The organism is Brevundimonas bullata, from assembly GCF_014207965.1.
Classification (GTDB): Bacteria; Pseudomonadota; Alphaproteobacteria; order Caulobacterales; family Caulobacteraceae; genus Brevundimonas; species Brevundimonas bullata_A.
On the sequence record NZ_JACHLM010000001.1, the window covers coordinates 186,663 to 199,594 of the forward strand.

The 12,932-nt window shown below is 67.7% G+C and carries 12 protein-coding genes; 9 read left to right on the forward strand and 3 right to left on the reverse strand.

The features are described from left to right. From carB to HNP51_RS00935, 8 genes are all read left to right on the forward strand, one after another. On the forward strand, window positions 1-3,300 hold the full coding sequence (carB, locus tag HNP51_RS00900) for a carbamoyl-phosphate synthase large subunit (protein ID WP_184265957.1): 3,300 nt from the start codon (window positions 1-3) through the stop codon (window positions 3,298-3,300). A 255-nt stretch (window positions 3,301-3,555) separates the two neighbouring features. Next, on the forward strand, window positions 3,556-3,840 hold the full coding sequence (locus tag HNP51_RS00905) for a DUF1294 domain-containing protein (protein ID WP_184265959.1): 285 nt from the start codon (window positions 3,556-3,558) through the stop codon (window positions 3,838-3,840). 70 nt (window positions 3,841-3,910) lie between these two features. Next, complete coding sequence (locus HNP51_RS00910) at window positions 3,911-5,227, forward strand: amidohydrolase (protein WP_184265961.1); 1,317 nt, start codon at window positions 3,911-3,913, stop codon at window positions 5,225-5,227. Between the two features lie 76 nt (window positions 5,228-5,303). Next, entirely contained in the window at window positions 5,304-5,534 is a 231-nt protein-coding gene (locus tag HNP51_RS18320) for a cysteine protease (RefSeq protein ID WP_221415686.1), read from the forward strand. 71 nt (window positions 5,535-5,605) lie between these two features. Further along, a complete protein-coding gene (locus HNP51_RS00920; RefSeq protein ID WP_184265963.1) occupies window positions 5,606-6,274 on the forward strand; it encodes a glutathione S-transferase in 669 nt (222 codons plus the stop codon). 68 nt (window positions 6,275-6,342) lie between these two features. Next, window positions 6,343-6,561, forward strand: coding sequence for a hypothetical protein (locus tag HNP51_RS00925; RefSeq protein WP_184265964.1), 219 nt, complete (start codon window positions 6,343-6,345; stop codon window positions 6,559-6,561). Between the two features lie 161 nt (window positions 6,562-6,722). Continuing rightward, window positions 6,723-7,196: a transcription elongation factor GreA gene (gene greA / locus HNP51_RS00930; protein ID WP_184265966.1), complete on the forward strand. Its 474-nt coding sequence runs from the start codon at window positions 6,723-6,725 to the stop codon at window positions 7,194-7,196. A 68-nt stretch (window positions 7,197-7,264) separates the two neighbouring features. After that, on the forward strand, window positions 7,265-8,218 hold the full coding sequence (locus tag HNP51_RS00935; protein ID WP_311769880.1) for a mitochondrial fission ELM1 family protein: 954 nt from the start codon (window positions 7,265-7,267) through the stop codon (window positions 8,216-8,218). A gap of 14 nt (window positions 8,219-8,232) precedes the next feature. On the opposite strand, the gene HNP51_RS00940 is transcribed toward HNP51_RS00935, so the two are convergent. Beyond that, window positions 8,233-9,738 carry a TIGR00341 family protein gene (locus tag HNP51_RS00940; RefSeq protein WP_184265969.1) on the reverse strand — a complete coding sequence of 502 codons (1,506 nt, stop codon included), beginning with the start codon at window positions 9,736-9,738 and terminating at the stop codon, window positions 8,233-8,235. A gap of 155 nt (window positions 9,739-9,893) precedes the next feature. On the opposite strand from HNP51_RS00940, the gene trxB reads away from it, so the two are divergent. Next, the gene (gene trxB, locus HNP51_RS00945; protein WP_184265971.1) at window positions 9,894-10,901 is read left to right on the forward strand and encodes a thioredoxin-disulfide reductase; all 1,008 of its coding nucleotides are present in this window, start codon (window positions 9,894-9,896) and stop codon (window positions 10,899-10,901) included. A gap of 37 nt (window positions 10,902-10,938) precedes the next feature. Here the strand turns inward: trxB and HNP51_RS00950 are convergent, their stop codons facing one another. Beyond that, window positions 10,939-11,346 (reverse strand): response regulator, encoded by a 408-nt coding sequence (locus HNP51_RS00950; RefSeq protein ID WP_114815806.1) that lies wholly within the window; start codon window positions 11,344-11,346, stop codon window positions 10,939-10,941. 52 nt (window positions 11,347-11,398) lie between these two features. Next, entirely contained in the window at window positions 11,399-12,916 is a 1,518-nt protein-coding gene (locus HNP51_RS00955; protein ID WP_184265973.1) for a sensor histidine kinase, read from the reverse strand. Window positions 12,917-12,932: the final 16 nt, after the last annotated feature.

A 12,932-nucleotide genomic window follows, 5' to 3' on the forward strand; every position in this document is an offset into this window, starting at 1 on the left:
ATGCCCAAACGCACAGACATCAAGTCCATCCTGATCATCGGCGCCGGCCCGATCGTCATCGGCCAGGCGTGTGAGTTCGACTATTCCGGCGTTCAGGCCTGCAAGGCGCTGAAGGCTGAAGGGTACCGGGTCATCCTGGTCAACTCGAACCCCGCCACCATCATGACCGACCCGGAGGTGGCCGACGCCACCTATATCGAGCCGATCACGCCCGAGATCGTCGAGAAGATCATCGCCAAGGAGCGCCCCGACGCCCTGCTGCCGACCATGGGCGGCCAGACCGCGCTAAACACGGCCCTGGCCCTGAACGCCTCGGGCGCCCTGGCCAAGTACGGCGTCGAGATGATCGGCGCCAAGGCCGAGGTCATCGACAAGGCCGAGGACCGTCAGAAGTTCCGCGACGCCATGGACAAGCTGGGTCTGGAAAGCCCCCGCAGCCGCGCCGTCCACCACATCGATGAAGCCGACGACGCCCTGGCCTTCGTCGGCCTGCCGGCCATCATCCGCCCGTCCTTCACCCTGGCCGGCACCGGCGGCGGCATCGCCTACAACATCGAGGAGTTCCACGAGATCGTGGAGCGCGGTCTGGACCTGTCGCCGACCACCGAGGTGCTGATCGAAGAGTCGGTGCTGGGCTGGAAGGAATACGAGATGGAGGTCGTCCGCGACACGGCGGACAACTGCATCATCATCTGCTCGATCGAGAACATCGACCCGATGGGCGTCCACACCGGCGACAGCATCACCGTAGCCCCGGCCCTGACGCTGACCGACAAAGAATATCAGTTGATGCGCACGGGCTCGATCAACGTCCTGCGCGAGATCGGCGTCGAGACCGGCGGCTCCAACGTCCAGTGGGCGATCAACCCGGCCGACGGCCGCATGGTCGTCATCGAGATGAACCCGCGCGTGTCGCGTTCGTCCGCCCTGGCGTCCAAGGCCACCGGCTTCCCCATCGCCAAGGTCGCCGCCCGTCTGGCCGTCGGCTACACCCTGGACGAGCTTCAGAACGACATCACCATGGTGACGCCGGCCAGCTTCGAGCCGAGCATCGACTATGTGGTCACCAAGATCCCGCGCTTCGCCTTCGAGAAGTATCCGGGTTCGGAACCGCACCTGACCACGGCCATGAAGTCGGTCGGCGAGGTCATGGCCATCGGCCGCACCTTCCAGGAATCCATGCAGAAGGCCCTGCGCGGTCTGGAAACCGGACTGAACGGCTTTGACGACATCGAGATCGAAGGCGTGGCTGACGCCGAGGACGACGCCGGCGCCCGCGCCGCCGTCATCCGCGCCCTGGGCCAGCCGACGCCCGACCGCATCCGCGTCATCGCCCAGGCCTTCCGTCACGGCCTGACGGTCGAAGAGGTCAACGCCGCCTGTTCCTACGAGCCCTGGTTCCTGCGTCAGATCGCCGACCTGATCCGCACCGAGGGTCACGTCCGCGTTCAGGGCCTGCCCACGACCGAGATCGCCTTCCGCAAGCTCAAGGCCAAGGGCTTCTCCGACGCCCGTCTGGCCGAGCTGACCGGCGCCACCGAGGTCGCCGTGCGTCAGGCCCGTCGTGCGCTCAGCGTGCGCCCGGTGTTCAAGCGCATCGACACCTGCGCCGCCGAGTTCGCCTCGGCCACGGCCTATATGTATTCGACCTATGAGACCGGCGCTCTGGGCCAGATCCCCGAGTGCGAGGCCGCCCCGTCGGACAAGAAGAAGGCCATCATCCTCGGCGGCGGTCCCAACCGCATCGGTCAGGGCATCGAGTTCGACTACTGCTGCTGCCACGCGGCGTTCGCCTTCGCCGACATCGGCGTCGAGTCGATCATGGTCAACTGCAACCCCGAGACCGTCTCGACCGACTACGACACCTCCGACCGCCTCTACTTCGAGCCTCTGACCGAAGAGGACGTGCTGGAACTGATCGACGTCGAGCGCTCCAAGGGCGATCTGATCGGCGTCGTCGTCCAGTTCGGCGGCCAGACCCCGCTGAAGCTGGCCCACGCCCTGCAGGAAGACGGCGTGCCGATCCTGGGCACCAGCGTTGACTCGATCGACCTGGCCGAGGACCGCGAGCGCTTCCAGCAGATGCTGCAGGCCATCGGCCTGCAACAGCCGCCGAACGGTCTGGCCCGCTCGGCCGAGGAAGCCGCGCAGAAGGCTGAGGAAGTCGGCTATCCCGTCGTCCTGCGCCCCTCCTACGTCCTGGGTGGTCGCGGCATGATGATCGTCCACGACCGCGAGCAGCTGGACCGCTACGTCCATGAGGCCATGCGCGTCTCGGGCAGCGATCCGGTCCTGATCGACCACTATCTGAACCGCGCCACCGAGGTGGACGTGGACGCCCTGTGCGACGACGAAGACGTCTTTGTCGCCGGCGTGCTGGAACACATCGAGGAAGCCGGGGTCCACTCGGGCGACAGCGCCTGCTCCATGCCGCCCTTCTCGCTGCGCCCCGAGATCGTGGCCGAACTGAAGCGCCAGACCACCGCCATGGCCAAGGCCCTCAAGGTCCGCGGCCTGATGAACGTGCAGTTCGCCATCGAGGAACCGCACAGCGAAAACCCGCGCATCTTCGTGCTGGAGGTGAACCCGCGCGCCAGCCGCACGGCGCCCTTCGTGGCCAAGACCATCGGCCAGCCGATCGCCGCCATCGCCGCCAAGATCATGGCCGGCGAGAAGCTGGCCTCCTTCGGTCTGGTCGATCACGAACTGGACCATATCGCGGTCAAGGAAGCCGTCTTCCCCTTCGCGCGCTTCGCCGGGGTCGACACCATCCTGGGCCCGGAAATGCGCTCGACCGGCGAGGTCATGGGCCTGGACTGGAAGCGTGAAGGCGAGGCCGATCTGGCCCCCGCCTTCGCCCGCGCCTTCGCCAAGTCGCAGATCGGCGGCGGCACCGTCCTGCCGACCGAGGGCTGCGCCTTCGTCTCGGTCAAGGACGCCGACAAGCCCTTCATCCTGGAGGCGGTGAAGTCGCTGCTGGCCCAGGGCTTCTCGGTCGTCGCCACCTCCGGCACCCACGACTATCTGGCGTCGGAAGGCGTCGAGGTCGGTCTGGTCAAGAAGGTGCTGGAAGGCCGCCCCAACATCGTCGACGCCATGAAGAACGGCGAGATCCAGCTGGTCTTCAACACCACCGACGGCAAGCAGGCCCTGGCCGACAGCTTCTCCATCCGCCGCACGGCCCTGATGATGAAGATCCCCTACTACACCACCGCCGCCGGTTCGCTGGCCGCGGCGCAAGGCATCGCCGCCATCCGCGCCGGCGAACTGGATGTCCGCCCGGTGCAGTCCTACAACTGAGCCCGCGCGGTTTCAGTGTGATCCAGCCCCCGGTGTTTCGACGCCGGGGGCTTTTTCATGGAAGCTAGCCAAAGCCCTCCCCCTCGAGGGGGGAGGGTTGGGTGGGGGTGCAGGCAGACCGTTCAGATCCAGAAACGGGGAGACGCCGACGCCTCACGCGCCAAATCCAGAAGCGTCGCGCTCCCACCCCCAACCCCGCCCTTCCCCCCTCGAGGGGGAAGGGAGCAGCAACTCAGGCTCGGCAAACGGAACCCTATGAGCGACGCCATCCCCCTGTGCCTCCTGGCCCTCTCCCTCGCCAACCTCTTGGCCTTCAGCCTGTTCGCCATCGACAAGGCGCGGGCGCGGGCTGGCGGACGCCGCATCCCTGAACGCGTCCTACTTCTAGCAGCCCTATTCGGCGCCCTGGGGGCCTGGCTGGGCCAGCGGCTGCTGCGTCACAAGACACGCAAACAGCCCTTCGCCGCCTGGCTGGGGCTGATCGTGACGCTTCACGCCTTCGCCCTGCTGGCGGTCGCCATCATCGTCTGGCGCGGCTAGGCCGCAAGCTCGCCCCTTGCCGCCCCCCACGAAAGGCATAACCTCACGACAGGGATCAGGGGGTGACGACATGAAACAAACGACGATCACGGCTGCTCTGGCAGTGGTGCTGGCGGCGGGCGCGGTTCCTGCCATGGCGCAGGACGCCCGGCTGAAGGCGGCGGTGAAGGCGGACTATGACGCCAACCTCGGCGCCCTGTTCGACCACTTCCACCGCAACCCTGAACTCTCGGGCCTGGAGGTCCAGACCGCCGCCCGGATGGCGCAGGAGCTTCGCGCGCTCGGCTATGAGGTCACCACCGGCGTCGGCGGCACAGGCGTGGTTGCGGTGCTGAGGAACGGCGCCGGGCCCACCGTCATGATCCGCGCCGACATGGACGGCCTGCCCCTGGCTGAAAACTCCGGCCTGGCCAACGCCTCGACCGTGCGCCAGATCGACAGCGACGGGGTCGAGAAGCCCGTCATGCACGCCTGCGGCCACGACGTACACATCACCGCCCTGGTCGGTACGGCGCGCCAGATGGCGGCCAGAAAAGCCAACTGGTCCGGGACCCTGGTCCTGATCGCCCAACCGGCCGAGGAGCGCCTCTTCGGCGCCCGGGCCATGGTCAACGACGGCCTCTACTCCCGCTTCCCCAAGCCGGACTACGCCCTGGCCTTCCATGTCTCAGCAGACACGCCGACGGGCCGGATCGTGGCCCCCCAGGGGATCGTCTATTCCAGCTCCGACAGTGTCGACATCACCGTCCACGGCGTCGGCACGCACGGCGCTTCGCCGCATCTGGGCGTCGATCCGGTGTTGGTGGCCTCGCAGATCGTGGTCTCGCTGCAGTCCCTGCGCAGCCGTGAGACCAGTCCGCTACAGGGCGCCGTGGTCACCGTCGGCGCCATCCACGGCGGCATCAAGCACAACATCATCTCCGACCGGGTCGACATGCAATTGACGGTGCGCGCCGACAGCCCGGAGGTCCGCGCGCAACTGCTGGACGGCGTCGACCGCATCAGCCGCAACACGGCCCTGGCGCTCGGCGTCCCTGAAGACAAGCTGCCGACCGTGACCCGGTCTGCGCTGGAGACCACCCCGCCCACCCTCAATGACCCGACCGTCGCCGCCCGCGTCCGCGCCGCCCTGGCCGTCGGTCTGGGCGAGCAGGTTCTGATGGACGTACCGCGCTCGGGCATGGGCGCCGAGGACTTCGCCCACTTCATCACCCCTGAAAGTGGGGTGAAGGGCGTCTATTTCGCCGTCGGCGGCACCCCGGCGGATCAGACCCACAGCGCGCCGGGCCACCACTCGCCCCTGTTCCGCATCGCGCCCGAGCCCGCGGTCACCCTCGGCGTCGAGGGTTCGGTCCTGGCCGCCGAAGCCCTCATGCCCCGGACCTGAGCCAGGCCTGATCCCTGAACCGTCGGGCGGCTGATCCGTTCAGCACCGGTCGCCCGATCTTCACGGAGTTCCGCCCATGCGTCTGCCTCGCCTTTCCACCGTCCTCGGCGGTCTGCTGCTGTCGCGGCGCGGCCGCGCCTTCGCCGGGCGTCACGCCGGCAAGCTCGCCTTCGCCACCCTGGCCTTCGAGCTGTGGCAGAAACATCAGACGCAACAGTCCGGCGCGGCGTCGAAGTCCGCGTCCGCGACCAGGCCGACCGCCAGGCATCACGCCCGCAGCCGCTGGAGCGGTCGTTCCCGTCGTTGATCGACACGCAGCGTCTGGACGTCCCCTAGGTCACGCGCCCAAGCTGGGCCTTCAATAGACGGAGCGCGTCCATGATCGTCGTCCATCACCTGAACAACTCGCGCTCGCAGCGCGTGCTCTGGCTGCTCGAAGAGCTGGGCCTGCCCTACGAGATCAAGCGATATGAGCGGAACGCCGCCACCATGCTGGCCCCGCCCGAGCTGAAGGCGGTGCATCCCCTGGGCAAGTCGCCGGTGCTGGACGACGGCGAGGTGCGCGTGGCCGAGACCGGGGCCATCGTCGAATACCTGCTCGACGCCTATGATCCCGAGGGCCGTTTGCGTCCGGCGCGCTCCACGGCGGAGGGGCGCCGTTTCACCTATTGGCTGCATTACGCCGAGGGCTCGGCCATGCCGCCCCTGCTGCTGAAGCTGGTCTTCGCCCAACTGCCCAAGCGCGCCCCCGGCCTGCTCCGGCCCATCGTCAACGGCATTGCGACCAAGGCCCAGACCCGCTTCATCGACCCGCAGCTCAAGGCGCATGCGGACTGGCAAGAGGCCGAACTGGCCGCCACCGGCTGGTTCGCCGGCGTCCATTTCAGCGCCGCCGACATCATGATGAGCTTCCCGCTGGAGGCCGCCGCCAGCCGCGCCATCGACCTGGCGGCCTATCCCAACATCGCCCTGTTCCTGAAGGCGATTCACGCACGTCCGGCCTGGAAACGGGCGCTGGAGCGGGGCGGTGACTACGCCTACGCCTAGCTCCGACATCGGCAGATCACGGCTCCGCGAGGTCGCAACCCCGACCGGGCGACGACGTTAACGAGCCCATGCGCCTGTCAGTCATTCAAGTCGTGGCGGCCCTCGGGGCCGCTGTATGTATCGTGATCGCCTTCATCGCCGCGGGAATCGGCCTGATATCGGGCTTCTTCATGTTGCTGGCGGTCGCGGCCCTGGGCTTCATCGCCTGGACCGCTATCCGCCGCGCCATGGGCTATCATCGGGAGCGCAACGCCGTGTCGCGCAGTTCCGGGTCCATGCAACCCTGACCTCGATTCAGCGGCCGCCGTTCGCTCCCGCCGAGATGCTCTTGAGTTTGGCGAAAGGGCGCCCTACCCTCTTTGGCCGATCACGCGCGCCCCGTGATCGTGACTGTGCTGATTATACGTCTCTCCTTAGTCTCCGGGCGAAACAAGAAACTCACGACACAATGGAAAAAGTGCCGATGACGGCCGAGGGCTACCGTGTCCTCGACGAGCAACTGAAGCAATTGAAGCAGGTCGAACGACCCAGCGTCATCGCCGCCATCTCTGAGGCGCGCGAGCACGGCGACCTGTCTGAAAACGCCGAATATCACGCTGCCAAAGAACGCCAGGGCTGGATCGAAGGTTCGATCGCCGACATCGAGGACAAGCTGTCCCGTGCTCAGGTGATCGACGTGTCCAAGCTGTCGGGCAACCAGGTCAAGTTCGGCGCCACCGTCACCTTCGTTGACGAGGACACCGAGGAAGAAGGCGTCTATCAGATCGTCGGCGAACACGAAGCCGACGTGAAGCTGGGCAAGATCTCCATCGCCTCGCCCATCGCCCGCGCCCTGATCTCGAAAGAGGTCGGCGACGTGGTCGAGGTCAACACGCCCGGCGGCGTGAAGGCCTATGAGATCCTCAAGGTCGAGTGGAAGTAAGCTCTCCTCCCTCTGAGAAGGTCACAAGGGCGCGCGGTTCTACCGCGCGCCCTCTGTCCATCTGGGTGGTGTCCGACGGCCGGACCGGCATCCAGAACCAGGCCCTGGGTCTGGCCGAGGCGGTCGCCCGGCTGACCCCCGCCGACATCGCCATCAAGCCCGTCCGCTGGCGGCCCCTGTTCGACCGCTGGCCGTCAGGGCTCAAGACCCCCGCCATGCTGGCGCCGGGGTCGTTCGATCCGCGCGTCGTCACCGACTGGCCCGACCTGTGGATCGCCACCGGCCGCGCCAGCCTGCCCCTGTCGGCCAAGGTTCGCGACTGGAGCCACGGCAAGACCTTCACGGTCCAGACCCAGGACCCGCGCTGGCGCAACGCCGCCTATGATCTGATTGTCGCCCCCGCCCATGACGGGTTGGCCGGCGACAATGTCTTCGAGATTGTCGGCTCGCCCCACCGCATCACGCCGTCGAAGCTGGCCGAGGCCGCGCCCGCCTTCGCCGACCGCATCGACGCCCTGCCCCATCCCCGCGTCGCCGTGATGATCGGCGGCAGATCCAAGGCCTTCGACCTGCCCGGGGTCCACGCCGCCGCCCTGGCCGAGCAGATCAAGGCGGCGGTGCAGGCGGCGAAAGGGTCGCTGCTGCTGACCTTCTCGCGCCGCACGCCCGAAGCGGCCAAGGCGGTCATGACCGAGCGCCTGTCAGCCTTGCCCGGCTGGATCTGGGATGGCGACGGCGACAACCCCCTGTTCGCCATGCTCGACGCCGCCGACCACATCCTCGTCACCGAGGACAGCGCCAATATGGCGACGGAGGCCGCCTCGACCGGCAAGCCGGTCCATATCCTGCCCATGATCCCGCTGAAGCCTGCGGGCAAGTTCGCCCGCCTGCACGCCGACCTGGCCGTCCATGGCGCCGCGCGTCCTTTCGACGGCACGCTGGAGCCCTGGACCTACGCCCCGCTCAACGAGACCGAGCGCGCCGCCCGGGCGGTGCTGGAAGCCATGGCCGCACGCGGCTAGACCCCAAGCCTCAGTCAGCCCAGCGACAGCCGCGCCAGGTTCTGATCGCCCCGGCGGCACTCTGGACCCGGCTCAGCGCGGATCGACACGCCCGCCGCCGCCAACTGGGCGCGGAAGGCCTCGCCTGCATTCGGCGAGGGTTCTTGGTCCTCGGCCACGGCGGCGCCCGGCGCAGGGCGGCAGTCCCGAACCGCTGGACTGGCCCTCCAGCGGGTCAGAGCCCAGACGGCTCGCGCCCTTGCGCCCGCGTCGCCCAGATCGACCACGGACATTTCCTGTACCGGCGGCGTGACCCAGACGTCCACGCCTTCAAAGCGCCCCCGCAGGCCCGCCTCCAGGGCATAGGCGCTGGCCAGATCAAGCCCGGCGTCGGGCCGCAGCAGGACGAGGGCGCGACGCCCCTCGGCGTCGACCATGACCGCGTCGGTGGCGAAGGGCACCGCGTCGGACAGGCGGGTGCGCAGGGTCGCGGTCGGATCGGGGCTCGAGCCCGCGCTGGCCTGGACCGCGCGCGAGGCCGCCTGGGGATCGGCTACGACGATCTGATCCAGGGTCGCCGTCACCGGGACATGCAAGGCCGCCGACAGCCGGTCCTGCAGCTGTTTCTGAGCATCCGGGACCAGCTTGCGCGTGCTGACCAGGGTCGAGACGGTGACGCCCTGGCCCTCGCTGCGCGCGTCCAGAAGGGTGACGCGCGAATCCGCCCCGGCGAAGATGTCGGCGACCGCCGTCCGGGTCTCGGCCGTGGCCTGGCTCTCCAGCCCAATCGCGCGCAACGAGATCACCAGCGGGATCGACAGCAGGACAAAGACCGCCAACACCGCCAGACCCCGCCACGGCGAAGGCCGCTCCCTCAACCGAGGCCGGAAGCCGTAGAAGCCCGCCGTCAGCGTCGCCGAGAGGGCGATGGCCACCAGGTTGGTCATGAACAGATAGAAGGCCCCCACCGAGATCGACAGGTCCCCCGTGCCGATACCGAACCCCACTGTGGCCACCGGCGGCATCAGGGCTGTGGCGATGGCCACGCCGATGATGGTCTCGCCGCGCTGACGGATCACGGCATAGGCCCCCGCTACGCCGGAGAAGACGGCGATCAGAAGGTCGAAGAAGTTGGGCCGGGTCCGCGCCAGAATCTCGCTGGTCGGCTCCTTCAGCGGCGACAGCAGGGTCAGCAGAATAGCCACCGTCAGCGCCACCGCCATGCCCACCGCCAGGCAGCTCAGCGACTGCTTCAACCGGCGCCAGTCCAGCAGGGCCAGGGAGAAGCCCAGGGCCACGATCGGCCCCATCATCGGCGACACCAGCATGGCCCCGATGACCACGGCGGGCGACGACAGCATCAGACCCAGGGCCGCGATGGCTGCCGAGATTACCGTCATCATCAGGTAACGGCCGCTCAAGCCCCCGTTGTCATAGACCGAGGCCTCGACCGCCTCCCTGTCGACCCCGCGCCGCGCCGCGGCCAGCAGACGGCGCACGTAACTGCGCGTTTCACGTACCGGATCGGCGGCTGCGGTCATGGCGACACCCTATTCCTTGAAGGAGCATGGGCCTGAGCGCCGGACGCCGTCAATCGAGGGCGGCGCCTCGACTATCACTGTGGTGCGAGCACTTCCTGGCGTGGAAACGACAAGCTGGCATCGCGCATTCGGGAATCAGGCCCTAAATAGGCGCCATGAGCACGCCCCGTACTGTCCGCCTCGCCGTCATCGGTTCCGGTCCCGCCGGCTGGACCGCCGCCATCTACGCCGCCCGCGCCTCGCTGAACCCGGTGGTCATCGCCGGTCTGCAGCCCGGCGGTCAGCTGACCATCACCACCGATGTCGAGAACTATCCCGGCTTCGCCGAGACCATCCAGGGTCCCTGGCTGATGGAGCAGATGCAGGCCCAGGCCGTGCACGTCGGGACCGAGGTCATCCACGACATCGTGGTCAAGGCCGACCTGTCGCAGCGCCCCTTCCGCCTGACGCTCGACAGCGGCACGGAGCTTCTGGCTGAAACCGTCATCATCTCGACCGGCGCCCAGGCCAAGTGGCTAGGTCTGGAGTCCGAGAACAAGTATCAGGGCTTCGGCGTCTCGGCCTGCGCCACCTGCGACGGCTTCTTCTATCGCGGCAAGCAGGTCGCGGTCGTCGGCGGCGGCAACACCGCGGTCGAGGAGGCCCTGTTCCTGACCAACTTCGCCGAGAAGGTCACGGTCATCCACCGCAAGGCCGAGTTCCGCGCCGAGAAGATCCTGCAGGACCGCCTGTTCGCCCATCCCAAGATCGAGGTGATCTGGGACGTGGCGGTTGATGAAATCCTCGGCGTCGTCGACGGCGTGGCCCGCAACGTCACCGGCGTGCGCCTGAAGAACGTCAAGACCGGCGACCTGTCGGAAATCCCCGCCGACGGCGTCTTCATCGCCATCGGCCACGCCCCGTCCTCGGAGCTGTTCGCCGGTCAGCTGGAGATCAACTCCGGCGGCTATCTGCGGGTCAAGCCGGGCACGGCCTCGACCGCCATCGAGGGGGTCTATGCGGCGGGCGACGTGACCGACGACGTCTATCGCCAGGCCGTCACCGCCGCCGGCATGGGCTGCATGGCCGCGCTGGAAGCCTCGCGTTTCCTGGCCGAGGAAGACCACAAGGCCGCCCACAACCCCATCAGCCACGCCGAAGCCGAGAAAATCGGCGCCTGGTAGGTCTAAAGGCGAGGGCTACGGCCCTCGCCGCAAGCCTCTAGTTGAAAACCTGCAACTCGGGCGGCGCGTAAAGCGTGGGCTCGCCTTTTCGACGCTGCAGGGCGTATTCGACCGCGCTTTGAATCGCATAGTCGTCCGTCGGCTTGGGCAGAACGCCGACCGCGCCGGCCACGCCGTCGCGCACCATGCCGGGATTGGCGGTCATGAACAGCACGGTGATGCCCCGCTCCTGTCCCAGTTCGCGACCCAGCTCTATCCCAGTCGGTCCGTCCGACAGATGGATGTCCACCAGCGCCAGATCCACCTCGGATTCACGCACAAGGTCGAGCGCGGTAGGCGCATCCGCAGCCAGCCCCACGACCTGGTACCCCAGGTCCAGCAGGGCGAACTTCAGCTCCATCGCCACAAGCGCCTCGTCCTCGATGATCAGAATACGCGCGGACATACTACCTTCCTGACTACTCCAGTTCGACTCGGACTGCAGAGGAGCGCAGACCTCATGCCGTTTTCAACGCCGCCCTGCGACGCGACAAGGCCGTCGCGGGCAGGTCAGCCTTCACCACCAAACCCTCTGCCAGCCACAGACGTTCCAACCGGCCGCCCAACTGGCCTTCGACCGACAGCGTCGACAGGGTGGTGCCAAATCCGGCGCGCGTCGGCGCGCCCGTCACCGGCGGTCCGCCGTGCTCGCGCCAGACCAGGATAAATCGATCATCCGCCTTGCGCGTCTCCAGCGTCACCCAGCCGTCAGGCTCAGACAGGGCGCCGTATTTGGCGGCGTTGGTCGCCATCTCATGAAACAGCAGGGCTACCGAGGTCGCCGCCTGGTCGTCGAACACGGCATCGTCGCCGCTCAGCAGCACGCGGGGCGTGCCCTGAACCCCGGTGTAGGGCCGGAACATCGCCTCAAGAAAGGCGTGCAAGGTCATGGCGCCCACGCTGGGAGCGGAGACCTCCGTATGCGGCCGCACGAACTCATGCGCCCGGGCCAGGGCGTTGATGCGCGTCCGTAGCGACTGCGAAAAAGCCTTGGCTTCCGGATGCTGCCGCGCCGACAGAGCGACCAGGGCGGAGACCACGGCGAATATGTTCTTGATCCGGTGGCTCAGCTCCTGGCTGACCAGTTCCTTGCCGCGCTCGATCTGCTTCAGGTCGTCGATGTCGGTGCAGGTCCCGAACCAGCGCACGATCTCGCCCTCGTCGTCCCGGATCGCCGTCGCCCGTCCCAGGGTCCAGCGATAGAGGCCGTCGTGGCGACGCAGCCGGTATTCGATCTCATAGGGCTCGCCGGTGGCGAGGGACTCGCGCCAGACATCCCAGGCGCGTTCCCGATCCTCGGGATGAAACAGGTCGCTCCAAGCCGCCCCGTCGGTCGATCCCGGCGTCGTCCCGGTGAACTCGTGCCAGCGCGCGTTGAAGTAGTCGTGAAAGCCGTCGGGGCGCGTGGACCAGACCATCTGCGGCATGGAATCGGCCAGGGCGTCGAACCGGGCGTTGCCCGCCCGCTCGCGGGCCAGGCCTCGGCGCAGATCCAGCAGGGTCATGACCTGATTGGCCATCACCTCCAGGGCCCGCAATTGCACGGGCGTCAGGCCCTCGGGACGCGGGACCACATCCAGGACGCACAGCGTGCCCAGGGGCGCGCCATCGTCGCTCTTCAACAGCACGCCGGCATAGAAGCGAAAGCCCCCCTCGGCTGTAACCAGCGGATTGCAAGCGAACCGCGCATCCTCGCGCGCGTCGGGCACCACCAGCCGGTCGGCTTCCAGCAGGGCGTGGCGGCAGAAGGAGGTTTCCAGCGGCGTCTCGCGCACGCCCAGCCCGACCTCGGCCTTGAACCACTGCCGCTCGGCGTCGATCAGATTGACCACGGCCACCGGGGTTTCGCACAGGCTGGCGGCCAGCTCGACGATGTCGTCAAAGGCCGGCTCGCGATCTGTGTCGAGAATGCCCGTCGCCCGCAACGCCTTCAGGCGGTCCGCTTCGGTCCATGTAGAGGTGCTGGCGTCGGTCAAGCGTTCAATCCGGAAA